This is a genomic window from Sphingomonas sp. 37zxx, from assembly GCF_000786205.1.
Classification (GTDB): domain Bacteria; phylum Pseudomonadota; class Alphaproteobacteria; order Sphingomonadales; family Sphingomonadaceae; genus Sphingomonas.
This window is the reverse complement of record NZ_JROH01000004.1, coordinates 135917-161250: the sequence shown is the minus strand read 5'-3', so window position 1 is coordinate 161250 and position 25334 is coordinate 135917. Positions and strand designations below refer to the sequence as shown.

Annotated in this window: 30 protein-coding genes and 1 tRNA gene; 25 read left to right on the top strand and 6 right to left on the bottom strand. The window is 64.0% G+C overall.

The window, feature by feature from the left end; translation table 11 throughout:
• Positions 1–56 precede the first annotated feature (56 nt).
• Positions 57–1526 (bottom strand): glycerol kinase, encoded by a 1470-nt coding sequence (locus tag QU44_RS02855; protein WP_033919957.1) that lies wholly within the window; start codon positions 1524–1526, stop codon positions 57–59.
• A 204-nt stretch (positions 1527–1730) separates the two neighbouring features.
• Here QU44_RS02855 and QU44_RS02850 point away from each other — a divergent pair, with 204 nt between their 5' ends.
• Positions 1731–2915, top strand: coding sequence for an AI-2E family transporter (locus tag QU44_RS02850; RefSeq protein WP_052134276.1), 1185 nt, complete (start codon positions 1731–1733; stop codon positions 2913–2915).
• Positions 2916–2958: 43 nt separating this feature from the next.
• A tRNA-Asp gene (locus QU44_RS02845) sits at positions 2959–3035 on the top strand.
• 109 nt (positions 3036–3144) lie between these two features.
• Here the strand turns inward: QU44_RS02845 and QU44_RS02840 are convergent.
• The 4 genes from QU44_RS02840 to QU44_RS02825 all read right to left on the bottom strand — a co-directional run bounded on the left by QU44_RS02840 (position 3145) and on the right by QU44_RS02825 (position 4743).
• On the bottom strand, positions 3145–3351 hold the full coding sequence (locus QU44_RS02840; protein ID WP_033919956.1) for a DUF2842 domain-containing protein: 207 nt from the start codon (positions 3349–3351) through the stop codon (positions 3145–3147).
• Entirely contained in the window at positions 3352–4032 is a 681-nt protein-coding gene (locus tag QU44_RS17670; protein WP_231621588.1) for a 5-formyltetrahydrofolate cyclo-ligase, read from the bottom strand.
• A 199-nt stretch (positions 4033–4231) separates the two neighbouring features.
• Positions 4232–4534 (bottom strand): cell division protein ZapA, encoded by a 303-nt coding sequence (locus QU44_RS02830; RefSeq protein WP_033919955.1) that lies wholly within the window; start codon positions 4532–4534, stop codon positions 4232–4234.
• A complete protein-coding gene (locus QU44_RS02825) occupies positions 4534–4743 on the bottom strand; it encodes a hypothetical protein (RefSeq protein WP_033919954.1) in 210 nt (69 codons plus the stop codon). Before QU44_RS02825 ends, QU44_RS02830 begins: the two co-directional genes overlap by 1 nt.
• 186 nt (positions 4744–4929) lie before the next feature.
• Here QU44_RS02825 and tkt point away from each other — a divergent pair, with 186 nt between their 5' ends.
• From tkt to QU44_RS02805, 4 genes are all read left to right on the top strand, one after another.
• Positions 4930–6918 carry a transketolase gene (gene tkt, locus QU44_RS02820; protein ID WP_052134275.1) on the top strand — a complete coding sequence of 663 codons (1989 nt, stop codon included), beginning with the start codon at positions 4930–4932 and terminating at the stop codon, positions 6916–6918.
• 4 nt (positions 6919–6922) lie between these two features.
• Positions 6923–7927, top strand: coding sequence for a type I glyceraldehyde-3-phosphate dehydrogenase (gene gap / locus QU44_RS02815; protein ID WP_033919953.1), 1005 nt, complete (start codon positions 6923–6925; stop codon positions 7925–7927).
• A gap of 133 nt (positions 7928–8060) precedes the next feature.
• Positions 8061–8528 (top strand): MOSC domain-containing protein, encoded by a 468-nt coding sequence (locus QU44_RS02810; RefSeq protein WP_033919952.1) that lies wholly within the window; start codon positions 8061–8063, stop codon positions 8526–8528.
• Positions 8528–9721: a phosphoglycerate kinase gene (locus QU44_RS02805; RefSeq protein ID WP_033919951.1), complete on the top strand. Its 1194-nt coding sequence runs from the start codon at positions 8528–8530 to the stop codon at positions 9719–9721. The genes QU44_RS02810 and QU44_RS02805 overlap by 1 nt, the downstream gene beginning before the upstream one ends.
• An 84-nt stretch (positions 9722–9805) precedes the next feature.
• Here QU44_RS02805 and QU44_RS02800 read toward each other — a convergent pair whose 3' ends face one another.
• The gene (locus tag QU44_RS02800) at positions 9806–10390 is read right to left on the bottom strand and encodes a TlpA family protein disulfide reductase (protein ID WP_443018065.1); all 585 of its coding nucleotides are present in this window, start codon (positions 10388–10390) and stop codon (positions 9806–9808) included.
• 109 nt (positions 10391–10499) lie between these two features.
• Here QU44_RS02800 and QU44_RS02795 point away from each other — a divergent pair, with 109 nt between their 5' ends.
• The 19 genes from QU44_RS02795 to nuoI all read left to right on the top strand — a co-directional run bounded on the left by QU44_RS02795 (position 10500) and on the right by nuoI (position 25191).
• The gene (locus QU44_RS02795; RefSeq protein ID WP_033920029.1) at positions 10500–11399 is read left to right on the top strand and encodes a fructose bisphosphate aldolase; all 900 of its coding nucleotides are present in this window, start codon (positions 10500–10502) and stop codon (positions 11397–11399) included.
• Between the two features lie 63 nt (positions 11400–11462).
• Complete coding sequence (gene thiE / locus QU44_RS02790) at positions 11463–12146, top strand: thiamine phosphate synthase (RefSeq protein WP_033919950.1); 684 nt, start codon at positions 11463–11465, stop codon at positions 12144–12146.
• 99 nt (positions 12147–12245) lie between these two features.
• Complete coding sequence (locus QU44_RS02785) at positions 12246–13259, top strand: L,D-transpeptidase family protein (RefSeq protein ID WP_231621587.1); 1014 nt, start codon at positions 12246–12248, stop codon at positions 13257–13259.
• A 12-nt stretch (positions 13260–13271) separates the two neighbouring features.
• Positions 13272–13910: a M23 family metallopeptidase gene (locus QU44_RS02780; RefSeq protein WP_033919949.1), complete on the top strand. Its 639-nt coding sequence runs from the start codon at positions 13272–13274 to the stop codon at positions 13908–13910.
• Between the two features lie 38 nt (positions 13911–13948).
• Positions 13949–14512 carry an elongation factor P gene (gene efp / locus QU44_RS02775; protein ID WP_033919948.1) on the top strand — a complete coding sequence of 188 codons (564 nt, stop codon included), beginning with the start codon at positions 13949–13951 and terminating at the stop codon, positions 14510–14512.
• 127 nt (positions 14513–14639) lie between these two features.
• Positions 14640–15461 (top strand): inositol monophosphatase family protein, encoded by an 822-nt coding sequence (locus QU44_RS02770; protein WP_033919947.1) that lies wholly within the window; start codon positions 14640–14642, stop codon positions 15459–15461.
• Between the two features lie 137 nt (positions 15462–15598).
• Complete coding sequence (locus QU44_RS02765) at positions 15599–15973, top strand: NADH-quinone oxidoreductase subunit A (protein WP_033919946.1); 375 nt, start codon at positions 15599–15601, stop codon at positions 15971–15973.
• Entirely contained in the window at positions 15964–16542 is a 579-nt protein-coding gene (locus QU44_RS02760; RefSeq protein ID WP_443018064.1) for a NuoB/complex I 20 kDa subunit family protein, read from the top strand. Before QU44_RS02765 ends, QU44_RS02760 begins: the two co-directional genes overlap by 10 nt.
• A 2-nt stretch (positions 16543–16544) precedes the next feature.
• A complete protein-coding gene (locus QU44_RS02755; RefSeq protein WP_033919945.1) occupies positions 16545–17390 on the top strand; it encodes an NADH-quinone oxidoreductase subunit C in 846 nt (281 codons plus the stop codon).
• Positions 17390–18625: an NADH-quinone oxidoreductase subunit D gene (locus QU44_RS02750; RefSeq protein WP_033919944.1), complete on the top strand. Its 1236-nt coding sequence runs from the start codon at positions 17390–17392 to the stop codon at positions 18623–18625. The genes QU44_RS02755 and QU44_RS02750 overlap by 1 nt, the downstream gene beginning before the upstream one ends.
• Positions 18622–18960: a nuclear transport factor 2 family protein gene (locus QU44_RS02745; RefSeq protein WP_033919943.1), complete on the top strand. Its 339-nt coding sequence runs from the start codon at positions 18622–18624 to the stop codon at positions 18958–18960. The genes QU44_RS02750 and QU44_RS02745 overlap by 4 nt, the downstream gene beginning before the upstream one ends.
• Complete coding sequence (locus QU44_RS02740) at positions 18960–19637, top strand: complex I 24 kDa subunit family protein (RefSeq protein ID WP_033919942.1); 678 nt, start codon at positions 18960–18962, stop codon at positions 19635–19637. Before QU44_RS02745 ends, QU44_RS02740 begins: the two co-directional genes overlap by 1 nt.
• Complete coding sequence (locus QU44_RS18100; protein WP_156140887.1) at positions 19634–19804, top strand: hypothetical protein; 171 nt, start codon at positions 19634–19636, stop codon at positions 19802–19804. The genes QU44_RS02740 and QU44_RS18100 overlap by 4 nt, the downstream gene beginning before the upstream one ends.
• Positions 19804–20028 carry a hypothetical protein gene (locus tag QU44_RS02735; RefSeq protein ID WP_231621586.1) on the top strand — a complete coding sequence of 75 codons (225 nt, stop codon included), beginning with the start codon at positions 19804–19806 and terminating at the stop codon, positions 20026–20028. The genes QU44_RS18100 and QU44_RS02735 overlap by 1 nt, the downstream gene beginning before the upstream one ends.
• Complete coding sequence (nuoF, locus tag QU44_RS02730; protein ID WP_033919941.1) at positions 20028–21332, top strand: NADH-quinone oxidoreductase subunit NuoF; 1305 nt, start codon at positions 20028–20030, stop codon at positions 21330–21332. The genes QU44_RS02735 and nuoF overlap by 1 nt, the downstream gene beginning before the upstream one ends.
• A complete protein-coding gene (locus tag QU44_RS02725; RefSeq protein ID WP_131601515.1) occupies positions 21329–21559 on the top strand; it encodes a hypothetical protein in 231 nt (76 codons plus the stop codon). Before nuoF ends, QU44_RS02725 begins: the two co-directional genes overlap by 4 nt.
• An 11-nt stretch (positions 21560–21570) precedes the next feature.
• Positions 21571–23577 (top strand): NADH-quinone oxidoreductase subunit NuoG, encoded by a 2007-nt coding sequence (gene nuoG, locus QU44_RS02720; protein ID WP_033919939.1) that lies wholly within the window; start codon positions 21571–21573, stop codon positions 23575–23577.
• Positions 23578–23656: 79 nt separating this feature from the next.
• Positions 23657–24709: an NADH-quinone oxidoreductase subunit NuoH gene (gene nuoH / locus QU44_RS02715; RefSeq protein ID WP_033919937.1), complete on the top strand. Its 1053-nt coding sequence runs from the start codon at positions 23657–23659 to the stop codon at positions 24707–24709.
• Positions 24706–25191: an NADH-quinone oxidoreductase subunit NuoI gene (gene nuoI, locus QU44_RS02710; protein WP_033919935.1), complete on the top strand. Its 486-nt coding sequence runs from the start codon at positions 24706–24708 to the stop codon at positions 25189–25191. The genes nuoH and nuoI overlap by 4 nt, the downstream gene beginning before the upstream one ends.
• Positions 25192–25334: the final 143 nt, after the last annotated feature.

Below are 25334 nucleotides of genomic sequence, written 5' to 3'. Positions count from 1 at the left end.
CGCGGGTGGGTACCGACTCCGAACCTGCAGATTAGTATAAAATGGTGACTGAAAGCTTAGCGCGCTGATTCGACCACTTGGCGCATTGCCGCCTGCCAGCCGTCCAGCCGGGCTTGGCGGCGCGGTTCGTCGCTGGCGGGCAGGAAGGTTTCCACCTCGCCGCGCATCGCTGCGGCTTCGTCCAGCGAGGCAAACCAGCCGCAGCCGACGCCTGCGAGCATGGCCGCACCCAAAGCGGTGGTTTCGGTAAAATTCGGCCGCTCGACGGGAAGCCCAAGCATGTCGGCCAAATCCTGCGCCATCCAGTCGTTGGCGACCATGCCGCCATCGATCCGCAGCGTTGCCCAATCGGCACCGTCGGCGGCGAAGGCGGTCTTCAGGTCGTGGCTCTGGTGCGCCATCGCCTCGAGCGCGGCGCGGACCAGATGCGCGCGGCCGGTGGCGAAGCTGAGGCCGGTGATCGCGGCGCGCGCGGCTGGCTCCCACCAGGGTGCGCCGATCCCGGCGAGCGCTGGCACCAGATAGATGCCGCCATTGTCGGGCACCGATCGCGCCAGCGCTTCGGTTTCGTCGGCGCTGGCGATGATTTGCAGCGAATCGCGCAGCCATTGGATCAGGCTGCCCGCGACAAACACCGATCCTTCGAGTGCATAGGTTCGCCTGCCGCCGATCTGCCAGCCGACGGTGGCAAGCAGGCGGTGGCGCGAGGTGGGTGGGGTGTGGCCGCAATTGGTAAGGACGAATGCGCCGGTGCCGAAGGTCGCCTTGCTTTGGCCGGGGGCCAGGCAGGCCTGCCCGATCGTTGCCGCCTGCTGATCGCCCGCCATGCCGCAGATCGCGATTCGCCCGCCGAAGATGCTGGTGTCGGCAAGGTGGCCGGCATTGTCGACGATATGCGGCAGCGCGCCGCGCGGCACGCCGAACAGGTCGATCAGCCCGTCGTCCCAACTGCCACTGCCCAGCGCCATTAACAGGGTGCGCGATGCGTTGGTGGCATCGGTGATATGTTCGCCGCCGGTGAGCTTCCACACCAGCCAGCTTTCGACGGTGCCGATCGCCAGCGAAGACCCCGCCGCGCGCAACTGCGGCCAATGTTCGAGCGCCCAGGCGATCTTGGTCCCCGAAAAATAAGGATCGAGCAACAGTCCGGTGCGCGCCTGAACGCCGGGTTCTTCGCCCGATTCGCGCCAGGCGCGGCACATCGGCGCGGTGCGGCGGTCCTGCCAGACGATCGCGGGGGCCAATGCTTCGCCGGTGTCGCGGTCCCAGAACACCACGGTCTCGCGCTGGTTGGCGATGCCGATCGCGGCGATGTGGTCGGGGCCGCCCGCGCGATCGATCATCGCACGGGCGGCCCCGAGCGAACTGGTCCAGATTTCGTCGGCGTCGTGTTCGACATGGCCGGGCTCGGGGTAATGCTGGGTCAGCGCGGTGGCGGTGGCCGCGTGGCAGCGGCCATCGCGCGTGAACAGCATGGCGCGGGTCGAGGTAGTGCCGGCGTCGATGACGAGGATGTATTCGGACATGAGGGCAGGGTAGCTCCACGCGCGGCGCGGGCCAATGGCAGGCAAGGCCGCTGGGGTGGGGGGAACCCCCATCCGCAATCGAACCAGGATTACACTTGTCCACAATCGCGCTAGAGTTGCGATGTGAACGATCTTTCTCCGCCCATCGAGCCAGCCCAGTCGGACCAGTCTGACCAACCCGCCGTGTCGCCGCTTGCGTCGCCGGTGACGCCGCCCGCCGCGCCCCCTGCGACAGGGCAGGACGAAACCCCGGGAGAGCAGCTTCGCCGTGACCGGCTGTTGGCGGCACTGACATTGATGGCGGGGGTTGGGCTGTTCCTGGCGATCCCCTTCGCGCTGAAGGCGGGGGCCGAGTTTTTCATGCCGCTGACCGCTGCGATCGTGATCGCGATCGCGCTGGTGCCGCTGCTCGAATGGCTGGAGCGACGGCGGGTGCCTGCGCCGCTGGCGTCGCTGACCTGTGTGATCCTGTTTTTGGGGGTCGCCAACGCCGCGCTGGCGTCGATCGTCGTGCCGGCGTGGCAATGGGTGCGCATTCTCCCTGAGCGAATCGAGCAGATTCAATCGAACGTTGCGCCGCTGATTGATTTCTATTCGAACGCCGAGCGATTCGTGAATCGGACGATCGAGAATTTCGCGACCGCACCCGCGCGCAAGACTGCCGAAGTGGCGACCGCCGCGCCGCCGACCGGACTGCTCGATCTGGTCGGCACCTCGGCCCCGTCGGCGATCATCGAAATGTTCTTTGCGATCCTGGTCATCTATTTCTTCCTCAGCGGCTGGACGCGGCTGCGGCGCAACGCGATCACCAGCCGAACGAGCTTTGGCGGCGCGATCGCCACCGCGCGGGTGATCCAGGATGTGGTCGACGATACCTCGGCCTATCTCGGCACGATCACCGTCATCAATCTGCTGCTGGGGCTGATCGTCGCGGCGGCATTATATGTGATCGGGATGCCGACGCCGCTGATGTGGGGCGGGATCGTCGCGCTGCTGAACTACATCCCGTATTTCGGGCCGGTGATGGCGGCGCTGTTGCTCGCGCTGGGCGGGTTGATGACCTATGACGACATCTGGCTGGCGTCGCTGCCGGCGATCATCATGGTTGTGGCGCATCTGATCGAGGCGAATGCGATCACGCCGCTGATCGTCGGGCACCGGCTGACGATCAATCCGATCATGATTCTGGTGTCGCTCAGCTTCTGGGGCTGGGTGTGGGGCACGACCGGCGCGCTGCTGGCGGTGCCGCTGCTCATCATCATTCAGACGGTGCTCAAAGCGGCAGGCAAGCCTGATATCGCCGGATTCCTGTTCGAACACGGCACGTTGGTAAAGGAACCGCCGCGTTCATCCACAGCCTTTATGCAAAAACGCGATCAACCAAGTTGACACCCCTGCGAGGCCCGGTTAGACGCGCCTCCTCACCGAGTTAGCGGGTGTAGCTCAGTTGGTTAGAGTGCCGGCCTGTCACGCCGGAGGTCGCGGGTTCGAGCCCCGTCACTCGCGCCACTCGGTGAGTATTTATGGAAGCCCGGCCCTCGCAAGAGGGTCGGGCTTCCGTCGTTTCAGGGATGTGCCGGGGCATGGCCCGCCCGCTCGAAACAAGCGGGTTAGGGCCTCAGCGCCAGGTGCCGACTTCCATCCAGCGCAGCAGCGGCTTGAGCGGCATGATCCAGATGATGCCGGTGACGAGATAGACCACCGCCTGCAACGTCCAGTGCAATTGGCCGATCAGGCCGGCAAAGCTGGCGATCAGCACGACCCACACCAGGATCAGTGCCAGGATGGCAAACATGCCGGCGGGCTTGCGCCAACTGGGGTCCATTCAGCTATCTCCTGCAAATTTCACCGATCGTTCGGTGACGACGCCGTGCAGCGGCACGTCCCAGGGGTCAACCGGGACCTGCGATACCTGCTGCACCGACCAGGCGACGCCCAGCCGCCATGCAGCGGGCAGGCTGGCCAGCGCGCGATCATAATAGCCTGCGCCCTGGCCAAGGCGGTGTAGTGCGCTGTCGAATGCTACCAGCGGGACCAGGACGATGTCGGGCGCGAGTTCGCGCGCATCGGCTGGCGGCTGCTGGAGGCCGTATATGCCGCGTTCGAGGGGCCGCGCGGGGTTCCATTCGAGGAAGCGCATGGGCGCTTGACGGCTGATGACATGGGGCAGGGCGAGCGTGCAGCCATTTGTGAGCGCTGCGGCGACCAGCGCGGTAGGGTCGGCTTCGCTGCCCAGGGGGATGTAGCTGGCGACGATCGTGCCGGGGGTCAGGCGAGCGAGATAGGCAGGCGGTGGTGCTATCGTCTCCCCTCCCGCCTGCGGGAGGGGTCGGGGGAGGGGGTGTTGTATGCCGACAGCGTCGGTGCTCGCCGACAGGCCCTCCCCTAGCCCCTCCCGCCTGCGGGAGGGGGACTGATGTTGCCCCTCCCGCAAGCGGGAGGGGGACCCATCAAGCTCCATCGCGCCGATGAACGCATCGCGCGCGGCGCGGATGCGCGCACGCATCGCTGATTTGGGATCAATCATCGGGGCAGGTGGCGGGCCCGCCGTGGCCGTTGGCTGGAAGATCCTCTGACGCCAAGTACGTCAGGTGGGAACCATGTGCGTCGGACCAGGATCCGGGCAGGGACAGCCCCCATAGGATGATTATCGCCTCAGGGATTTTCGCTAAAGCTCGCACCGGGCAGTACCCGCCAACGCCAATCTAGTGCGCCGCGCCGTCATCCTCAAGAGCCGATGCGACGGCTTCGAGGCGATCGGCGATTCGATCGAGCAGCATCGGCGGAATGCCGCTGGGGGGAGCGACTTCCTGTTCGACGAGCTGGTCGGCCAGCATCAGCGCGATGAACAACATCGTGCGCTCGCCGCTAAGCCCGCCCGAGGCGCGCAATGCGGCGGCACCGTGCGCCTCCAGCTTGCCGGCGAGTGCGCGCAACTGCCCTTCTTCGCCGTCGCGGCAGGCGACCTTGTGGTCGCGACCGGCGATGGTGAGCGTGACTTCGGCCATCAGCGCTTGTTCCCCTGGTCCGCGTCCCCGCCTTCGCGCGCGATCAGTTCATCGAGCGCGGCCACCGCCTCTTCCATCCGCTCGCGCAGCGCGGCGTGGCGGCGTGCCATCGAATCGGCGTCAAATGCGCGCGCGGCGGCGGCCTTTTCGATGCGCGCGACAGCACGTTCGATCCGCTCGATCGCGGGATGTGGGGGTTCTGAAGCCATCGCCTTTGGATAGCATGGCCTGCCAGCGCGGCAAGGACGCTGGGCCGCCGGGATGGGCGCTCGTCGTGATTGGCGCGCCGGTTGACGCGAACGCCCGCGCGCCGCAAAGGCAGCGCGAGTTTTGAATCGCCGGCGCGCCTTTGCTGCGTGACTATCGTGTCGAGCCGGCCGGCCGAGGGGAATCCGATGCATCCGACCGATAGCGATTGCGCGAACGCCATCCGCGCCCTGGCGATGGACGCGGTCGAGGCCGCCAATTCGGGGCACCCCGGCATGCCGATGGGCATGGCCGATGTCGCGACGGTGCTGTGGCAGCGTTACCTGAAGCACGATCCCGCCGATCCGCACTGGCCCGATCGCGATCGTTTCATCCTGTCGGCGGGGCATGGATCGATGCTGGTGTACAGCCTGCTCCATCTCACCGGCTATGCGCGCCCGACGCTCGACGACCTCAAGAACTTCCGCCAATCGGGTTCGCCCTGCGCCGGCCACCCTGAAAACTTCATGCTCGACGGCGTCGAGGCGACCACCGGGCCGCTGGGCCAGGGGCTGGCGATGGCGGTGGGCTTTGCGATTGCCGAGCGGCAGTTGAATGCGACGTTCGACGATCATCTGGTCGATCACAAGACCTGGGTGATCGCCGGCGACGGCTGCCTGATGGAAGGGATCAACCATGAAGCGATCGGGCTGGCGGGGCATTTGAAGCTCGGCCGGCTGAACGTCCTGTGGGATGACAACCGGATCACGATCGACGGCGCGGTATCGCTGTCGTCGAGCGAGGATATTCCCGCGCGCTATCGCGCCACCGGCTGGCATGTCGCCGAGTGCGACGGCCATGACTATGCCGATATCGCCCGCGCGATCGACGAAGCGCTTGCCAGCGACCTGCCGTCGTTGATCCGTTGCCGCACGATCATCGGCAAGGGCGCGCCGACCAAGGCGGGTACCTCGGGCAGCCACGGATCGCCGCTGGGTGCCAAGGAGATTGAGGGCGCGCGCGAGGCATTGGGCTGGGCGCATGCACCGTTTGTGGTGCCCGAAGATATTCGCGCGACATGGCTGGCCGCAGGCAAGCGTTCGGTCGCGGATCATTCAGCGTGGAAGGAGCGGCTGGCAAGCCATTCGGATCGCGTCGAATTCGAACGCCGGATGGCGGGTACCTTGCCCGAAGGCTTCTCGCTCGACGAGTATATCGCGGGCCTGCTTGCCGACCCCAAAAAGGTCGCGACGCGCAAGGCTTCGGAAATGGCGCTAGAGGCGCTGACCGCCGGCATCCCCGAACTGATCGGCGGATCGGCGGACCTGACCGGGTCGAACAACACGCGCACCAAGGCGACCGGGCCGCTGAACGCCGACAATTATGGCGGGCGCTATGTCTCATACGGCATTCGCGAATTCGGCATGGCGGCGGCGATGAACGGCATGGCGCTGCATGGCGGCGTGATCCCATATGGCGGCACCTTCCTGGTGTTCGCGGATTATTGCCGCCCGGCGATCCGGCTTTCGGCGCTGCAAAATATGCGCGTGGTTTATGTGATGACGCATGATTCGATCGGATTGGGCGAGGATGGCCCGACGCACCAGCCGGTCGAGCATCTCACCAGCCTGCGGTTGATCCCGGGACTGGACGTTTATCGCCCATGCGACACGATCGAGACCGCCGAATGCTGGCAATTGTCGGTCGAGCGAAGCGACGGGCCGTCGCTGCTGGCGCTTAGCCGCCAGAACCTGCCGCAATTGCGGACCGAAGCTGCCGAGAACCGCTCGGCGCGCGGTGCCTATCGCTTGCAGGCGGCATCCGCGCCGCGCCGGGTGATCCTGATCGCTACCGGCTCGGAAGTTGAAATCGCGGTTGCGGTGCGGGCTGCGCTGGAGGCCGATGGGATCGGGGCCGATGTGGTGTCGATGCCGTGCTGGTCGCGCTTCGACGCGCAGCCTGCCGAATATCGCAACGACGTGCTGCCGCACGCCAAGCCCGACGATCTGCTTCGCGTGTCGATCGAGGCGGGCACCACGATGGGTTGGGAGCGTTACACCATGGTCGACGGGCTTCGGTTCGGGATCGACCGTTTCGGTGCATCGGCGCCTGCGCCCGAGCTGTACGCAAAGTTCGGCCTTACGCCGGAAACCATCACGCAAGCCGTCAAGACCCGGCTGCAAGCCACGGAGAATTAAGCGCATGACGAAGGTAGCGATCAACGGCTTCGGACGCATCGGCCGCCTGGTGGCGCGCGCCATCATGGAGCGGCCCGATTGCGGGCTTGAACTGGTGACGATCAACGACCTGGCCGACGCCAAGTCGAACGCATGGCTGTTCAGCCGCGATTCGGTGCATGGCCGCTATCCGGGCGAGGTCGCGGCTGACGGCGATGATCTGGTCATCGACGGCAAGCGAATTCGCGTCACCGCCGAACGCGATCCGGCGAACCTGCCGCATGCCGAACAGGGCATTGATCTGGTGCTCGAATGCACAGGCTTCTTCACCGATAAGGCATCGTGCCAGAAGCATATCGATGCAGGGGCCAAGAAGGTGCTGATTTCGGCACCTGGCAAGGGCGTGGACCTGACGGTGGTGTACGGCGTCAACCATGAGAAGCTCACCGCCGATCATGTGATCGTGTCGAACGCCAGCTGCACCACCAACTGCCTGGCTCCGGTCGCCAAGGTGCTGAACGATTCGATCGGCATCGAACGCGGGCTGATGACGACGATCCACGCCTACACCAACGACCAGAAGATCCTCGACCAGATCCACCCCGATCTTCGCCGTGCGCGTGCGGCGGCGATGTCGATGATCCCGACGACGACGGGCGCAGCGCGCGCGGTGGCCGAAGTGTTGCCCGAACTGAAGGGCAAGCTCGACGGATCGGCGATCCGCGTGCCGGTGCCCGATGGCAGCCTGATCGACCTGACCTTCACCCCGTCGCGCGACACCACCAAGGAAGAAGTCAACGCACTGCTGAAGGCAGCCGCCGAGGGGCCGATGAAGGGTGTGCTCGAATATAGCGACGAGCCGCTGGTTTCGATCGACATCGTCCACACGCCATTCTCGTCGACGATCGACAGCCTGGAAACGTCGGTGATCGACGGCAAGCTGGTGCGTGTCGTGAGCTGGTACGACAATGAATGGGGTTTCTCGAACCGCATGGTCGATACCGCCAGCGCGATGGCGAAGCTGGGCTGACCTACTTGCACGCGCTCCTAACCGTTCGCTTCGAGCGTCGTCGAGAAGCCGTCACCACGCATTGCGTGGCTGGCGGTGTCTCGACTTCGCTCGACACCAACGGATTTGGCGGTGCATCGAGTGGTGCAAGGCATTGACCGGTCGGCTGCTGGGCATCGCCCGTCATGGCCGGGCACGCGGGCCGATGGAGACGCTCGACCATGTATCGGTTTCGGTCGAAGGCGGGCTGTCGGGCGATTTTCGCGGCGCGGTGAAGCCCGGTGGTCGCGGGCGGCGACAGGTTTCGTTGATGCAGGCGGATCATTGGGCGGCGGCGATGGTTGAGCTTGGGCATGACCTGCCCTGGTGGCATCGGCGCTGCAATCTGCTGGTCGATGGCATCGCATTGCCGCGCATTCCGGGCAGTTTGCTGCGGATCGGCGATGTGGTGATCGAGATCACCCAGGAGTGCGATCCGTGCAGCCGGATGGAAGAGATTCTGCCGGGATTGCGCGCGGTGCTGACGCCCGATTGGCGCGGCGGCGCGCTCGGGCGCGTGCTCGCCGGCGGCGAAATCCGCGTTGGTGATGAAATTGCCCAGGGCGGCAGGGAGAATTATTGATGGCACGCAATTTCAAGACGCTCGACGACATGGGCGACATCACCGGCAAGCGCGTGCTGGTGCGCGAAGATTTGAACGTGCCGATGGCCGACGGAAAGGTCAGCGACGACACACGGTTGCGCGCCGCAGTTCACACGGTGAGCGAGCTATCCGACAAGGGCGCGATCGTGCTGGTGCTGGCGCATTTCGGACGGCCCAAGGGGCCAAGCCCCGAGCTTTCGACCGCGCTGCTGACCAAGCCGTTCGAGGCGGTGCTGGGGCGCGAGGTGCGCTATATCGACTGGGAAAACGCTGTTGAGGCGGTGGCGATGCTGTCGCCGGGCGACATCGCGTTGCTCGAAAATACCCGTTTCTTTGGCGGTGAGGAAAAGAATGACCCGGTCGTCGTCGATCGCTTTGCCGCGCTTGGTGATCTCTATGTGAACGATGCCTTTTCGGCGGCGCATCGCGCGCATGCCTCTACCGCAGGGCTGGCGCACAAGCTGCCGTCTTTTGCCGGGCGGCAGATGGAGGCCGAGCTCGACGCACTCGACAAGGCGCTGGGCAATCCCGAGCATCCGGTCGCGGCAGTGGTCGGCGGCGCGAAGGTTTCGACCAAGCTCGACGTGCTGACGCATCTGGTGGGCCGCGTCGATCATCTGATCATCGGCGGCGGGATGGCGAATACCTTCCTGGCGGCGCGCGGCGTCAAGGTCGGCAAGAGCCTGGCCGAGCATGACCTGACCGCCACTGCCGAGGCGATCTTTGAGCAGGCCGAGCGGGCCAATTGCACCATCCATCTGCCCTATGACGTGGTGGTGGCGAAGGAGTTTGCCGCCAATCCGGCATCGCTGCGGACGTGCAACGTGCATGAAGTGGCTGCCGACGAAATGATCCTAGACATCGGGCCGGCGGCGACCGAGGCGCTGGGCGATGTGCTCAAGAACTGTCGCACCCTGGTGTGGAACGGACCGCTGGGTGCGTTCGAAACGCCGCCGTTCGATACCGCCACGATGGCGCTGGCACGGACTGCCGCCGCGCTTACTACCGATGGATCGCTGGTATCGGTCGCAGGCGGCGGGGACACCGTCGCGGCGCTGAATCAGGCGGGTGTCGCGGGCGAGATGAGCTTCGTATCCACCGCAGGCGGCGCGTTCCTCGAGTGGATGGAGGGCAAGGATTTGCCCGGCGTCGCGGCGCTGGCGCGTAGCTGAACCGAACGCTCGCGTTCCTCAGGGGGCGAACCCCTGAGGAGGACGTTCTGGACGTGGCATGGTCCCTGAAAACAAACCGCTGCGCTAGGAAGCAGGCGCGGGTTCGCGTAGCAGTGGGACCAGCAGGGTGTTGAGGTCTTCAAGCTCGAGCGCCGCAGCCTTGGCATAGCGAACCCGTCCTGCACGATCGATGATGTAGTTGGTCGGCACCGCGCCCAGCGTGCCATATTTGCCGCGCAGGCTGCGTACCGCAGGGATGTGCATCACGGAGAATAGCTGCTTCAAGCGCGACGCCGGCAGCGAATCCTCAGTGGTGATCGCAAATACCCGAAGCCCCGCGTCACGGCGCATCGAGTAGTAGCGATCGAGCAGCGGCAGCTCGACCTTGCACGGCGCGCACCAGGTGGCCCAGTAATTCAGTACGACGACCTGACCGGCAAGCTCCTGTGAACGGATGCGGGTGCCGTCGATCAGCCTGATTTCAAACGGCGGGGCAATGTCGCCGACCTTGGGTGGCGGCGGTGGTGCGGGGATTGCGGCACCAAGGCCCAGCCACAGCATTGCCGCAGCGGCGATCATCGGTCGTCTGTGCATCGCGTTGCCGCCCCCGGTAAATGCGCCCTTTCCGCGATGCTGCCCCGCGACCGGCACCGTGTCAATTTGAGCCAAATCCAGCGCGAAGGTCAGCGGGTCGGGCACAATGGTTGCGGCTTGTCGGCGCGCTCTTTAAGGCCCGATTGAAATAGACGCGGCAAAGCCGCCACAGGGAGAAAATGTGATGAACACCGCCGAAATGACTGCCAAGATCGCACAAGGTAACGGGTTCATCGCAGCGCTCGACCAGTCGGGCGGATCGACCCCCAAGGCATTGACCGGCTACGGCGTCGAAGCGGGTAGCTGGGGCAGCGACGACGAGATGTTCGCGCTGATCCATCAGATGCGCGCCCGCATCATCACGTCGTCGGTGTTTACCGGCGACAAGGTGATCGGAGCGATCCTGTTCGAACGGACGATGGACGGCCTGGTCGACAGCAAGGCGGCCCCACAGGCGCTGATCGAACGCGGGGTGGTGCCGTTCCTCAAGATCGACAAGGGGCTGGAGGACGAGGCGAACGGCGTCCAGTTGCTGAAGCCGATACCCGGCCTGGATTCGCTGCTGGCGCGTGCGCGCGGTCTGGGTGTGTTCGGCACCAAGGAGCGATCGGTGGTGCATCGTGCCGATGCCGACGGGATCGACGCGGTGGTCGCGCAGCAGATGGCCGTGGCGCGGCAGGTGCTGGATGCCGGGCTAATGCCGATCCTCGAGCCCGAGGTGAACATCAAGAGCCCCGAGCGCGCCGCCGCCGATGTGCTGCTTCGCGATTCGCTGTTGGCGGCGCTCGATGCGATGCCGGGGGATGCCAAGGTGATGTTGAAGCTGTCGATTCCGGCCGAAGCCTGTCAGTTCGACGCATTGGTCGAGCATCCCCGCGTATTGCGCGTCGTGGCGCTGTCGGGTGGGTTCGCGCGGCCGGAGGCCTGCACCGAGCTTGCCAAGAATCGCGGCATGATCGCCAGCTTCAGCCGCGCGTTGCTGGCCGATCTGCGCCACGGCATGAGCGATGCCGAGTTCGACGCGGTGCTGGGCAGCGCGATCGACGAAATCCATGCCGCGTCGATTCAGAAGGTGGCGGCCTGAATGCCGGCGGGAGGGATGTGCATCATCCTTCCCGCGACCGCCGCAAGCGGCTAGAGCGCGTCGATGAACGAATTTGAAGACCCGCTAGGCCCGCTAGACCCCGCTTTCGCCGTGCAATTCCAGCGCGACGACCGACGGCCCAAATGCCAGCTCTACCTGATCTCCCCCCTCGACGTGGCTGGCGCTTTTCCCGATCGGCTGCGGCGCGCGCTTGGGGCGGGGCCGGCGGCTGCGTTCCAGTTTCGGGTGAAGGACGTCGATCAGCACAAGGCCGCGACGCTGGCCGAACCGTTGCAACGCATCTGCGCCGAGCATGATGTCGCGTTTCTGGTCAATGACAGCATCAGCCTGGCCAAGCGGCTGGGCGCTGACGGCGTGCATCTGGGGCAGGACGATGGCGATCCGCGTGAGGCGCGCGCGGTGCTGGGGCCGGCGGCGCAGATCGGCGTGACATGCCACGACAGCCGCCATCTGGCGATGGAAGCGGGTGAGGCGGGGGCGGACTATGTCGCCTTTGGTGCCTTTTATCCGTCAACCACCAAGGAAGCCAAGCATCACCCGCATCCGGTGATCCTGTCGTGGTGGGCGACAGTGTTTGAAATGCCGTGCGTCGCCATCGGCGGGATCACTCCGGTCAACGCGCCGCCGTTGATCGAGGCCGGAGCCGATTTCCTGGCGGTGTCGGGTGCGGTGTGGGGGCATGACGAGGAAGCGGCGATGGCGCGCTTCGGACAATTGCTCGCATAACGCGCTGATTTGTAACGCCTGGGGAAACATCGGCGGTTCGCGTCGTTTGTCTGGTTACGCAGTGGCGTAACGGGGGCAAGGCAGATGCGGTTTCGAGCGATGGTTGGTTTGGGCGGCAGCGCGGTGCTCGCGGCAGCGGCGGTCAGCCTGATGCCGGTGGGCGCGGCGACTGCCCAGGTGACAGCGCAGCCAGTCGCTGCTGTCGATGCAAGCACGCTGCATGTCCAGGTCATCCTCGACAAATTGGGGTTCGGCCCTGGTGTGCTCGACGGCAAGGGCGGCCAGTCGCTGACCGCGGCGCTACGGGGGTTTCAGACCAGTCGCGGGCTGCCGGTGACCGGCAAGGCCGATCGCGCGACGCTGAAGCTGTTGGGCCGCTACCGAAATTGGCGACCGACCAAGGTGATCGCGCTGACGCCGGGCATGCTCGCCGGGCCGTTCATGCCGAACCCGCCCAAGGGCTATGCCGAGCAGGCAAAGTTGCCGGGCATTCCCTATCGCTCGCCACTCGAAAAGCTGGCCGAGATGTTCCACACCACGCCCGAAACCCTGGTGGCGCTCAACAGCCGCCAGACGCCGCTGAAGGTCGGGCAGGAGGTGATCTTCCCCAACGCGCTGCCGACGTCACGCGACTATGATGTCGATGATGAGGGCTGGCGGCGGACTTTGGCCTATCTCAACGTCGATGCCCGCCAGCCGGTGGCCGAGCGCGTGGTGGTCGACGAATCCGAAGGCGTGCTGAAGGTGTATGATGCCAGCGACCGGCTGGTGGCGCAGTTCAGCGCGACGATGGGATCGAGCCAGTTTCCGCTGCCGATCGGCACCTGGACGATCAAGGGCGTCGCGCGCAATCCCGATTGGTCGTTCGACCCCAAGCTGATCGCTGGCACCGCGCCCGACGCGAAAGAAGCGATCGTGCCGCCGGGGCCGAACAACCCGGTCGGCATCGTGTGGATCGACCTGTCGAAGGAGCATTACGGCATCCACGGCACGCCCGAGCCCGCCAATATCGGCCGCACCGAGAGCAATGGCTGTATTCGCCTGATGAATTGGGACGCGGCTAGGGTTTCGATGATGGTCAAGCCGGGCACCAAAGCGGTGTTCCAGCGGTGATCGGCTGAGACAATGACTCGGCTGGGCTGGACGATCCTGTTGCTGATCCTGGGCGGCGTCGCGCTGTTCGGGGCGATGCTGTCGTTCGGACCCGGCAACGCCACGCGCGAACCGCTAGTGTCGTTCCGGCGCGAGCAGCCGGTGTCTGTGGTCACGCCGGCCGATCCGCTGGCGGCGACGCCGGGGCGGGTTCGCTGGAGCGGGCCGCTACTGACGGTGCCGGTGGCGGGCGTTTCGCGCGATTCGATCCGGTCGAGCTGGAACGACCCGCGCGGGCAGGGTGATCGCGCGCATCAGGGCAACGACATCATGGCGGCGCGGGGCACGCCGGTATTGGCCGCGGCTGACGGGACGGTCGAAAAATTGTTCGACAGCGGCGGCGGGGGCGGCACGACGCTGTATATTCGCTCGCCCGACCGGCAATGGTCCTATTATTACGCGCATCTGGCCGGCTATGCGCCGGGCATGCGCGAGGGGCTTGCGGTGCGTGCCGGCGAAAAAATCGGGTTCGTCGGCGACACCGGCAATGCCGGCATTGGCAATTATCACCTGCATTTCGGGATGCACCTGATGCAGCCGGGCGACGCCTGGCACGAGGGCCGCGCGGTCGATCCAACGCCGCTGCTTGCCGGAACAGCCGCCGCTCGCTAAAGCGCCGCGCTCAGCTCTTTCTAATCCAGGCAGGACCCATGAAGATCAGCGGCGTGGACATTCGTCCCGGCAACATCATCGAATATGAAACCGGCATCTGGCGCGCGGTGAAGATTCAGCACACCCAGCCCGGCAAGGGCGGCGCCTATATGCAGGTCGAGCTGAAGAACCTGATCGACGGGCGCAAGAACAATGTTCGCTTTCGTTCGGCGGAGTCGGTTGAGCGGGTTCGGCTCGATACCAAGGATTTCCAGTATCTGTTCGCCGAGGGCGACACGCTGACGTTCATGGACAAGGACAATTACGAACAGATCACGCTCGACAAGGGCGTGCTGGGCGACGCCGCCGACTTCCTGCAGGACGGGATGGACGTGGTGATGGAATGTTATGACGAGCGCCCGATCAGCGTGCAATTGCCCGACACGATCGAAGCGCTGATCGTCGAGGCCGATGCGGTGGTGAAGGGGCAGACGGCGTCGTCGTCGTACAAGCCCGCAATCCTCGAAAACGGCGTCCGCGTAATGGTGCCGCCGCATATCGGCGCGGGGACGAAGATCGTCGTCGATGTGTATGAGCGCACCTATGTAAAGCGCGCCGATTAATTGCTTCCTCTCCCGCTTGGCGGGAGGGGCCAGGGGAGGGCGTGTCAGCGGGCGACGTCATCTTCATTTGTAAACAAGCCCTCCCCCTGACCCCTCCCGCATGGCGGGAGGGGGGAAGAAGAAAATTATGGCAGCCCTATCCGGCCTTCTCAGCGTCATGGAACGCGCCGCTCGCAAGGCGGCACCACGGCTTCGTCGTGACTTCAACGAAGTGCAGCATCTGCAAGTGTCGAAGAAAGGCCCCGCCGATTTCGTGTCGATGGCCGATCAGCGCGCCGAGCGGACCTTGTACGACGAATTGCTCAAGGCGCGCCCCGATTGGGGGTTCCTGATGGAGGAAGGCGGAGACATCAAGGGCGACCCCGACAAGCCGCGCTGGATCGTCGATCCGCTCGATGGCACCACCAACTTCCTGCACGGCATGCCGCATTTCGCGATTTCGATCGCCGTCGAAGACCCGCGCGGACCCCAGGGTCGGCCCGAGATCACCCATGCGCTGATCTATCAGCCGCTGACCGATGAGAGCTTCTGGGCCGAAAAGGGCCGCGGGGCGTGGTTGCAGGATGCGCGGCTTCGCGTGTCGGCGCGGCGCGACATGTCCGAAGCGCTGATCGCCACCGGCATCCCGTTCATGGGACATGGCAATTTCGCCGAATGGAGCCGGATCTTCGGTGCGGTTGCCCCTGAAGTGGCGGGTATCCGCCGCCTGGGAGCCGCTTCGCTCGACCTCGCCTGGGTGGCGGCTGGGCGTTATGACGGCTTTTGGGAGAGCGGGCTGGAGCCGTGGGACTGTGCGGCTGGTATCCTGTTGATCAAGGAAGCAGGCGGCTTCGTCACCGATTTCCGGGGGGGCGATTCGCCGATCGAGCGCAAGCAATTGCTCGCCGCCAATGACGGCATGCATTCCAAGCTGCACAAGCTGCTGGCGGGATCGCTGCGGAACGTTTGATCAACTTGCATCGCGGGGCAGCAGCGGGCGGAAAGCCGCAGTTTTGCGAGTGATTCTCAGTCGGTCGCGGTATTGCTCCGCTGTGTCCATCCGCCTAGAAGCCCTCGAACTTCCTACCGCAACTGCGAGAAGATGTTTTGGTCGACCTGTCGCAATATCTGCCGATCCTGCTGTTTCTGGGCGTTGCCCTGATCCTGTCATCGGCATTCGTCTTTTTGCCGATGGTGGCGTCGCGCTTCACCGGTTCGCATAAACCGACGCCGGAAAAGCTGACCGAATATGAATGCGGCTTTCCCGCGTTCGAGGATTCGCGCAGCCAGTTCGACGTTCGTTTTTATCTGGTCGCAATCCTCTTCATCATCTTCGATCTCGAGGCGGCGTTCCTATATCCTTGGGCAGTGACCGTGTTCGATCTGGGCTGGGTCGCCTGGATTTCGATGATGGTATTCATCGGCGAATTGGCGCTCGGCCTGATTTACGCCTGGAAGAAGGGAGCTCTCGATTGGGAGTAGAGTTTAACCCCGCGCACCCCGCACAGCGCGGTGCCGTTGGTCTGACCGGTGGGGCAGGCGTCGTGACGCCGCCCGACCAGCAATTTTTCGGCGACCTCAATGGTGAGCTGAACGACAAGGGCTTTCTGGTCACGTCGACCGAGGATCTGTTCACCTGGGCGCGCACCGGCAGCTTGTGGTGGATGACGTTCGGCCTTGCGTGCTGCGCCGTCGAGATGATCCACGTCAACATGCCGCGCTATGACATGGAGCGGTTCGGGGCCGCGCCGCGTGCATCGCCGCGCCAGTCCGACGTGATGATCGTCGCGGGCACCTTGTGCAACAAGATGGCCCCGGCGCTTCGCCGCGTGTACGATCAGATGTCCGAGCCGAAATATGTGATTTCGATGGGCAGCTGCGCCAATGGCGGTGGCTATTATCACTATAGCTACAGCGTCGTTCGCGGTTGCGACCGGATCGTGCCGGTCGACATTTACGTGCCCGGCTGCCCACCGACCGCCGAAGCTCTCCTATATGGTGTAATGCAGTTGCAGCGGAAAATCCGCCGCATCGGCACGATCGAGCGTTGAACATGAAGGCACCCGCTCCCCGTTATGCCGAGACCGGCGACACGCTCGACCTGGTGCAGACCGCACTGGGCGGCATGGTCGTCGACGCACAGGACAAGGTCGGTGAGGTGACGATCACCGTTGACCGCCTATCGCTGTACGACGCCATGATCGCGCTGCGTGACACGCCGGGGCTGGAATATCAGCAGCTGATGGAAATCGCCGGCGTCGATTATCCCTCGCGGCCCGAGCGGTTCGACGTCTGCTATCATTTGCTCAGCCTGACGCGGAACCACCGGCTGCGCGTGCGCGTGACGACCGACGAGGAAAAGCCGGTGCCGTCGATCGTCGCGATCTGGCCGGTCGCGGGTTGGCTCGAACGCGAAGTGTACGACATGTACGGCGTGCTGTTCGACGGCAATCCCGATCTTCGCCGCATCCTGACCGACTATGGCTTTCGCGGGCATCCGTTCCGCAAGGATTTCCCGTTGTCGGGCTTCGTCGAGCTTCGCTATTCGGAAGAAGCCAAGCGCGTGGTGTATGAGCCGGTGAAGCTGGCGCAGGATTTCCGCAGCTTTGATTTCATGAGTCCGTGGGAAGGCGCGCAATATGTGCTGCCGGGTGACGAAAAGGCTGCCGCAGCACCGCAGGCACAGGCCAAGGGCGCGCCCTCGCCAGTGACCGCCGCCGAGGCGACCAAGGCGCCGGCGGGATCGACCAAGGACGTCGAACCGCAAGCGGCCGAGAAGAAGGTTACCGAAAGCCGGGCTGATACCGGCGCTGGCCGGTCCGATTCGGGAAATCTGGCCAAGGACAAGCCGGTCGATCCCGACGTGCCCTCGCCCGATGGCGGGGAAGGAAAGCAGTAATGGCCGAGTATCTCGACGAAATCGCCTATCGCACCGATGCCGCCGATCCGACGATCGGCGACGTCGAAATCCAGAATTACACGATTAATTTCGGGCCGCAGCATCCTGCGGCGCACGGCGTGTTGCGACTGGTGATGGAGCTGGACGGCGAGATCATCGACCGGATCGATCCGCATGTCGGGCTGCTGCATCGCGGCACCGAAAAGCTGATCGAGTATAAAACCTATACCCAGGCGCTCCCCTATATGGACCGCCTCGATTATTGCTCGCCAATGTGCATGGAGCACAGCTTCGTCCTGGCGGTCGAGAAATTGCTCGATCTGGAAGTGCCGCTGCGCGCGCAATATCTGCGGGTGTTCTTCGCCGAGTTGACGCGAATTTCGAACCATATGCTGAACCTTGGTTCGCATGTGATGGACGTCGGCGCGATGACGCCGAACCTTTGGATGTTCGAACTGCGCGAAGACACGTTCGGCTTTTTCGAGCGGGCCAGCGGCGCGCGGATGCACGCCAATTATTTCCGGCCCGGCGGCGTGCATCAGGATGTGCCGCTGAAGCTGTTGACCGACATTGCCGACTGGCTCGACACCCGCCTGCCGCGCCTGTTCGGCGACGCGATCAGCTTGGTGGCCGAGAACCGCATCTTCAAGCAGCGCAATGTCGATATCGGCACGATGAGCCGCGAGGACTGCATCAAATGGGGCTTTTCCGGCCCTATGATCCGGGCCGCCGGTATCCCGTGGGATCTGCGGAAATCGCAGCCCTATGACGTGTATGACCGGATGGAGTTCGACGTGCCGGTGGGCACCAAGGGCGATTGCTATGACCGGTTCATGGTGCGCGTCGAGGAGGTCTATCAGTCGGCGCGGATCATGAAGCAGTGCCTGGCCGAAATGCCCGAAGGGCCGATCGCGTCGCTCGACCGCAAGGTCGTGCCGCCCAAGCGCGCCGAGATGAAGCGATCGATGGAAGCGCTGATCCATCACTTCAAGCTGTATACCGAGGGCTTCCACGTTCCGGCGGGCGAAGTCTATGTCGCGACCGAAAGCCCCAAGGGCGAGTTCGGCATCTATCTGGTCGCCGATGGCACCAACAAGCCGTATCGCTGCAAGATCCGGCCGACCGCGTTCAGCCATTTGCAGGCGATGGATTTCATGAGCCGAGGCCATATGCTGGCCGACACGACCGCGATCCTTGGTTCGATGGACATCGTGTTCGGGGAGTGTGATCGGTGAGCGTCGATCATATTGCGACGGCACATGCCATGATTGAGCATTACAACGCCCAGGATGCCGATGCCTATGTGGCGTTGATGACCGATGATGCCTGCGAGGCGACATATCGGGGTGCGGTGCTGCGCGAGGGTCGCGAAGGCGTGCGTTCGGGATTGAAGGCGATGTTCGCCGAGTTTCCGGAAAATCGCGCCGACATTCTCGCCAGCCATGTCCTTGGCGAAACCGTCGTGCTGCATGAGCGGGTGTCGCGTTCGGCACAGGCCGAACCCTTTGAAGTGATGTCCATTTATACGTTCTCCGACGACAAGGTCGATCGGGTGGAGTTTATCCGCTAATGGCCGACGCACCCCATATCCCCAACGAAGCCGAAACCCGCGCACGCTGGGGCGACTTTGCCTGGAACGAGGCAAGCGCTGCCAAGGCCAAGGAAATCGTCGCGCGCTATCCCGCCGGGCGGCAGCAATCGGCGACCTTGCCGTTGCTCGATCTGGCGCAGCGGCAGGTGGGCGAGGAAACGCACACCCAGGGCTGGCTGCCGGTGCCGGTGATCGAATATGTCGCCGGGTACCTTGGCATGCCGTATATGCGCGTGTTCGAGGTCGCGACCTTCTACACCATGTATAATCTGGCCCCGGTCGGTCGCTATCATGTGCAGGTGTGCGGGACGACGCCGTGCATGTTGCGCGGGTCGGACGATGTGCTGGCGGCGTGCAAGAATCGCGGGCTTGCCAAGGGCAAGACCACGCCCGATGGGTTGTTCACGCTGACCGAAGTCGAATGCATGGGCAATTGCGCCAACGCGCCGATGGTCCAGATCAACGACGACAATTTCGAAGACCTCGATTATGATCGCACGGTCGCGATCCTCGAAGCGCTGGCCAGCGGCGACAGCCCCAAGGCCGGGCCGCAGAATGGCCGCCACACCAGTGAAGCCGAGGGCGGCACGACGAACCTGCGTGCGATGGTCGATGCGAACCATGATTATCGCAACGAATGGGGTATCGGCACGTGAAGGGGATCGCGTCAGTCCTGCTGGCGATCGTCATCGGGATCGTGCTGCTGTGGCTGGCGGTCGAACTGCTGATCGGCGCGATCAAGCTGGTCGGCATATTGATCGCGATCGCTATCGCGGTCGGGGTATATTTCTTCGCCGAACGGGCAATTGGGAAGGGGCGATAGTGGAAAACGTTGAAAATCTCGTCCTTGAACAACTTCGCCGCCTCAACGCTCGGTTCGATAAGTTCGAACTCGAAGTGGTGGACCTGAAAATGCGGATGACGTCGGCGGACGAGCATCTGGGCGGCATCATGATGTCGGTTTCAGGAATTAATAATAGGCTGGATCGCCTCGACGAGCGGGTCGGCCGCATCGAGCGACGGCTCGATCTAACGGATGCCCGATAATGCTCCACGATAAGGACCGCATCTTCACCAACGTTTACGGGTTTCAGCCCTGGAATATCGGCGCTGCCGAAAAACGCGGGGACTGGGACAATACCAAGGCGCTGATGGACGTCGGCCAGGATGCGATCATCGATCGCGTCAAGGCATCGGGCCTGCGCGGGCGCGGCGGCGCTGGTTTTCCCACCGGCGTGAAATGGGGCTTCATGCCCAAGGAGCCCAAGCCCGACCGGCCCAACTTCCTGGTGATCAACGCCGATGAATCCGAGCCTGGCAGCTGCAAGGATCGCGAGATCATCCGCCACGATCCGCACAAGCTGATCGAAGGCGCGCTGATCGCAGGGTTCGCGATGCGCGCGCGGGCGGCGTATATCTATATTCGCGGCGAGTATATCCGTGAGGCCGAGACGCTGTTTGCAGCGATCGCCGAGGCCTATGATCGCGGCTTTCTGGGCAAGAATGCCTGCGGGTCGGGCTATGATTTCGACGTGTTCGCGCATCGCGGGGCAGGGGCGTATATCTGCGGCGAAGAGACCGCGATGCTCGAAAGCCTTGAGGGCAAGAAGGGTCAGCCGCGCCTGAAGCCGCCCTTCCCGGCAGGCGCGGGTCTGTATGGCTGCCCGACGACGGTGAACAATGTCGAATCGATCGCGGTGGTGCCGACGATCCTGCGGCGCGGGCCGGAATGGTTCTCGAGCTTCGGGCGTGAGAACAACAAGGGCACCAAGCTGTTCCAGATCAGCGGCCATGTGAACACGCCCTGTGTCGTCGAGGAGGAGATGGGCATCCCGTTCCGCGAGCTGATCGAAAAGCATTGCGGCGGCATTCGCGGTGGTTGGGACAATCTGCTCGCGGTGATCCCCGGCGGATCGTCGGTGCCATTGGTGCCGGCGGCGCAGATCATGGACGCGCCGATGGATTTCGACGGGCTCAAGGAGCTTGGGTCGGGCCTTGGCACGGCGGCGGTGATCGTCATGGATAAGTCCACCGACATCGTCCGCGCGATTTCGCGCCTGTCCTATTTCTACAAGCACGAAAGCTGCGGCCAGTGCACGCCGTGCCGCGAAGGCACCGGTTGGATGTGGCGGGTGATGGAGCGGATGCGGACCGGCGATGCCGACATCTCCGAGATCGACACGCTGTACCAGGTGACCAAGCAGGTCGAGGGCCACACCATCTGTGCGCTGGGCGATGCCGCCGCATGGCCGATCCAGGGGCTGATCAAGCATTTCCGCCCCGAAATGGAGCGGCGGATCACCGAGCGTCAGGGCGGTGAGACGGCGTCGTATCAGGAGGCGGCGGAGTGACCGACGAAAGAGCTGACGTGATGCTGGAGATCCTGAAGAATATTCAGGCCGACATATCAGTGATCAAACGCGAACAGCTATCGCAAGGGATGCGATTGTCTTCGATCGAGGATCATGTTCGCGGGATGATGACGTCGATCTACCAATTGCAGTCGGATGTTGCCGACCTGAAAAATCGTGTCGATCTGATCGAGAAGCGTCTCGGTCTCACCGACACCTCGCATTGAGTTAAAACACGATGCCAAAGCTTAAAGTCGACGGAATCGAAGTCGAGGTGCCGCAGGGCGCTACGGTGCTGCAGGCCTGTGAGGCCGCGGGCAAGGAAATCCCGCGTTTCTGCTATCACGAGCGGCTGAGCATCGCGGGCAATTGCCGGATGTGCCTGGTCGAAGTGAAGCCGGGGCCGCCCAAGCCGCAGGCTTCGTGCGCGCTGCCTGCCGCCGAAGGACAGGACATCCGCACCGACAGTGCGATGGTGAAGGCCGCGCGCGAAGGCGTGATGGAATTCCTGTTGATCAATCACCCGCTCGATTGCCCGATCTGCGACCAGGGCGGCGAATGCGACCTGCAGGACCAGACGATGGCCTATGGACGCGGCCATTCGCGCTACACCGAGCATAAGCGCGCGGTGACCGAGAAATATATGGGGCCGATCGTCAAGACGGTGATGACGCGCTGCATCCAGTGCACGCGCTGCGTCCGCTTTGCCGAGGAAGTCGCGGGCGTCGAAGAGATTGGCGCGATCTATCGCGGCGAGAATATGCAGATCACCAGCTATCTCGAAAAAGCGGTGACCAGCGAATTGAGCGGCAATGTCGTCGATCTGTGCCCCGTGGGTGCGCTGACGTCGAAGCCCTATGCGTTCGAGGCGCGACCCTGGGAGCTGAAAAAGACGCTGGCGATCGACGTCATGGACGCGGTCGGCAGCAATATCCGCCTCGACAGCCGGGGCCGTCAGGTGCTGCGCGCGCTGCCGCGGATCAATGAGGACGTGAACGAAGAGTGGGCGCACGACAAGACCCGCCACGCAGTGGATGGCTTGGTGCGTCGCCGGCTCGACAAGCCCTATGTCCGCCGCGACGGGAAGCTGGTTGCGGTGTCATGGGACGAAGCGTTCGCCGCTATCGCGCAGGTTGCGACCGGTGCCGGATCGAGCGTCGCGGCAATCGCTGGCGATCTGCTCGATTGCGAAACGATGTTCGCCGCCAAGAAGCTGGTCGAGGGCTTTGGCTCGTCGCTGCTCGAAGGGCGGCAGACCGGCATGGCATATGACGTGACCTCGCTGGGCGCGGTCGCGTTCAACACCACGATTGCGGGTATCGAGGATGCCGACGCCATCCTGCTGGTGGGCAGCAATCTGCGCCACGAAGCGCCGCTGGTGAACACCCGCATCCGCAAGGCGATGAAGCGCGGGGCCAAGGTGTTCGCGATCGGACCCGAAGTCGATTTGACCTATCGCGCAACGTGGCTCGGCGACGATTTGTCGTTGCTCGGCAATTTGCCCGAGGCGGTGGCGGAAGTATTTAGCAAGGCCGAACGGCCGGCGGTGATCGTCGGGCCTGGCGCGCTGAAGGCCGGGCATGGCGCGGCGCTGGCGCTGGCCGGGTCGCTCAATCTGGTTCGGGATGGTTGGAACGGCTTCAACGTTGTTCACACGGCGGCGGCGCGGATGGGCGGGTTGATGCTCGGGTATGCGCAGGCGGGCGGCATTGCCGACATCGTCGCGGCGGCACCCAAGCTGGTGTTCTTCCTCGGCGCGGACGAAGTCGATTTCACCAGCTTCGCCGATAGCTTCAAGGTCTATGTCGGCCATCACGGCGACAAGGGTGCGGCGCATGCCGATGTCATCCTGCCGGGGGCGAGCTATGCCGAGAAGCCGGGCACTTATGTCAATCTGGAGGGGCGCGTGCAGCGCGGCGATCGTGCGGTGTTCCCGCCGGGCGATGCGCGTGAGGACTGGTCGATCTTCCGCGCGCTTTCGGACGTGCTCGGGCGGCGGTTGCCGTTCGATAGCCTGGAGGCTCTCCGCGCGGCGATGGCTGCCGATGTGCCGGCGCTCGGGCAGGAAGGGCTGGTCCGGTATGACTGGAACCCACCCGCGCTAGCCAGTCAGGCAGAGGGCGGCGTGACCTATCCGATCGCCGATTTCTATCTCACCAACGCGATTTGCCGCGCCAGCCCGACGATGCAGCGTTGCTCGGCCGAATTGGTGCATGGGCAGGATTTTGCCGAGGCGGCGGAATGAGCCGTTTTAGTTCAACACCGTTACGCTCCCTCACCGTGGCCGGCCTGCGCGCGGCCCGGGCGGGGGAAGGGGTTCGTCGATGACCAGTTTCTTCCAGTCGCTCGGCCTTGGCTATGAGGGCGCGTGGTTCACCGCAACGATCGTCGGCATCCTGGTCATCTCGCTGCCGCTGATGCTGGCGGTGGCGATGATCATCTATGCCGACCGAAAGATCTGGGCGGCGATGGCGCTGCGCAAGGGGCCGAACGTCGTCGGGCCGTTCGGCCTGCTCCAGTCGTTCGCCGACGGGCTGAAGGTGTTCCTGCAGGAAACCATCATCCCGACCAGCGCGAACAAGGGGCTGTTCCTGCTTGCGCCGATCATCACCTTCACCGTGGCGCTGATCGTCTGGGCGGTGGTACCGTTTCAGGTCGGGGTGGTGCTGGCCGACATCAATATCGGTCTGCTGTACATTTTGGCGGCGTCGTCGCTTGGCGTGTACGGCGTGATCATGGCGGGCTGGGCGTCGAACTCCAAATATCCGTTCTACTCGGCGCTGCGTGCGGCGGCGCAGATGGTCAGCTATGAAGTCGCGATCGGTTTCGTGCTGGTTTCGGTGGTTTTGTGGGCAGGGACGTTCAATCTGTCGGGCATTGTCGAGGCGCAGCGCGGCACGATTTTCGGCTTCATCAACGGGTTCGGCTTCAATCCGCTGCTGTTCCCGATGGCGGTGGTGTTCCTGATCTCGTCGCTCGCCGAAACCGCGCGCGCGCCGTTCGATCTGACCGAGGCCGAGAGCGAACTGGTCGCGGGGTATCAGACTGAATATTCGTCGATGGCGTTCGCGCTGTTCTGGCTTGGCGAATATGCCAATGTAATCCTGATGTGCACGCTGAACGCGCTGCTGTTCTGGGGTGGCTATCTGCCGCCGGTCGATTGGGCACCGCTCTATATAGTACCGGGGATCATCTGGCTGTTTGCCAAGATGCTGTTCTTCTTCTTCGTGTTTTCGTGGATCAAGGCGACGGTGCCTCGCTATCGCTACGACCAGTTGATGCGGCTTGGCTGGAAGATATTCCTGCCGCTCAGCCTGTTTTTCGTCTTTCTCGTGTCGGGTTATCTGATGCTGACGCGCTATGGAGTTTCGGCATGAGTTTCGCCCAGGTCGTCCGCTCTTTCACGCTGTGGGAGTTTTTGAAGGCGCACGCGCTGACGCTGAAATATTTCTTCAAGCCCAAGGCGACGATCAACTATCCGTATGAAAAGAACCCGATCTCGCCCCGCTTCCGCGGCGAGCACGCGCTGCGTCGCTATCCCAATGGCGAAGAACGTTGCATCGCGTGCAAGCTGTGCGAGGCGGTGTGCCCGGCCCTGGCGATCACGATCGAGGCCGAGCCGCGCGACGACGGCAGCCGCCGCACGACGCGCTACGACATCGACATGACCAAGTGCATCTACTGCGGCTTGTGCGCCGAGGCGTGCCCGGTCGATGCCATCGTCGAAGGGCCGAATTTCGAATTTTCGACCGAAACGCGCGAAGAGTTGATCTATCACAAGGATAAGCTGCTCGCGAACGGCGATCGCTGGGAGCGCGCGATCGCCGCGAACCTTGCCGCCGACGCGCCGTATCGTTAAGCGACCGGCCAGAGGGGTCAAGATGTCCAAGAGTTTCACCGTTGCCCGGGCGAAAGCCGGGGCCTCCCGGCTTCGAAACGCGCGCTTGTGCCGCGCGTTGCTGACCTTTGCCGGGGCGACGGTTCGCGTGCGGGAGTCGCTTC

What these genes read in the sequence shown, in the direction of transcription:
- QU44_RS02855 (WP_033919957.1), bottom strand. Translation starts at nt 1,526, where the DNA reads ATGTCCGAATACATCCTCGTCATCGACGCCGGCACTACCTCGACCCGC.
- QU44_RS02780 (WP_033919949.1), top strand. Translation starts at nt 13,272, where the DNA reads ATGACTCGGCTGGGCTGGACGATCCTGTTGCTGATCCTGGGCGGCGTC.
- QU44_RS02805 (WP_033919951.1), top strand. Translation starts at nt 8,528, where the DNA reads ATGGCACGCAATTTCAAGACGCTCGACGACATGGGCGACATCACCGGC.
- gap (WP_033919953.1), top strand. Translation starts at nt 6,923, where the DNA reads ATGACGAAGGTAGCGATCAACGGCTTCGGACGCATCGGCCGCCTGGTG.
- QU44_RS02795 (WP_033920029.1), top strand. Translation starts at nt 10,500, where the DNA reads ATGAACACCGCCGAAATGACTGCCAAGATCGCACAAGGTAACGGGTTC.
- QU44_RS02770 (WP_033919947.1), top strand. Translation starts at nt 14,640, where the DNA reads ATGGCAGCCCTATCCGGCCTTCTCAGCGTCATGGAACGCGCCGCTCGC.
- QU44_RS02750 (WP_033919944.1), top strand. Translation starts at nt 17,390, where the DNA reads ATGGCCGAGTATCTCGACGAAATCGCCTATCGCACCGATGCCGCCGAT.
- nuoG (WP_033919939.1), top strand. Translation starts at nt 21,571, where the DNA reads ATGCCAAAGCTTAAAGTCGACGGAATCGAAGTCGAGGTGCCGCAGGGC.
- QU44_RS02825 (WP_033919954.1), bottom strand. Translation starts at nt 4,743, where the DNA reads ATGGCTTCAGAACCCCCACATCCCGCGATCGAGCGGATCGAACGTGCT.
- nuoH (WP_033919937.1), top strand. Translation starts at nt 23,657, where the DNA reads ATGACCAGTTTCTTCCAGTCGCTCGGCCTTGGCTATGAGGGCGCGTGG.
- QU44_RS02830 (WP_033919955.1), bottom strand. Translation starts at nt 4,534, where the DNA reads ATGGCCGAAGTCACGCTCACCATCGCCGGTCGCGACCACAAGGTCGCC.
- thiE (WP_033919950.1), top strand. Translation starts at nt 11,463, where the DNA reads ATGAACGAATTTGAAGACCCGCTAGGCCCGCTAGACCCCGCTTTCGCC.
- QU44_RS02755 (WP_033919945.1), top strand. Translation starts at nt 16,545, where the DNA reads ATGAAGGCACCCGCTCCCCGTTATGCCGAGACCGGCGACACGCTCGAC.
- nuoF (WP_033919941.1), top strand. Translation starts at nt 20,028, where the DNA reads ATGCTCCACGATAAGGACCGCATCTTCACCAACGTTTACGGGTTTCAG.
- efp (WP_033919948.1), top strand. Translation starts at nt 13,949, where the DNA reads ATGAAGATCAGCGGCGTGGACATTCGTCCCGGCAACATCATCGAATAT.
- tkt (WP_052134275.1), top strand. Translation starts at nt 4,930, where the DNA reads ATGCATCCGACCGATAGCGATTGCGCGAACGCCATCCGCGCCCTGGCG.
- QU44_RS02740 (WP_033919942.1), top strand. Translation starts at nt 18,960, where the DNA reads ATGGCCGACGCACCCCATATCCCCAACGAAGCCGAAACCCGCGCACGC.
- QU44_RS02840 (WP_033919956.1), bottom strand. Translation starts at nt 3,351, where the DNA reads ATGGACCCCAGTTGGCGCAAGCCCGCCGGCATGTTTGCCATCCTGGCA.
- nuoI (WP_033919935.1), top strand. Translation starts at nt 24,706, where the DNA reads ATGAGTTTCGCCCAGGTCGTCCGCTCTTTCACGCTGTGGGAGTTTTTG.
- QU44_RS17670 (WP_231621588.1), bottom strand. Translation starts at nt 4,032, where the DNA reads ATGCGTGCGCGCATCCGCGCCGCGCGCGATGCGTTCATCGGCGCGATG.
- QU44_RS02785 (WP_231621587.1), top strand. Translation starts at nt 12,246, where the DNA reads ATGGTTGGTTTGGGCGGCAGCGCGGTGCTCGCGGCAGCGGCGGTCAGC.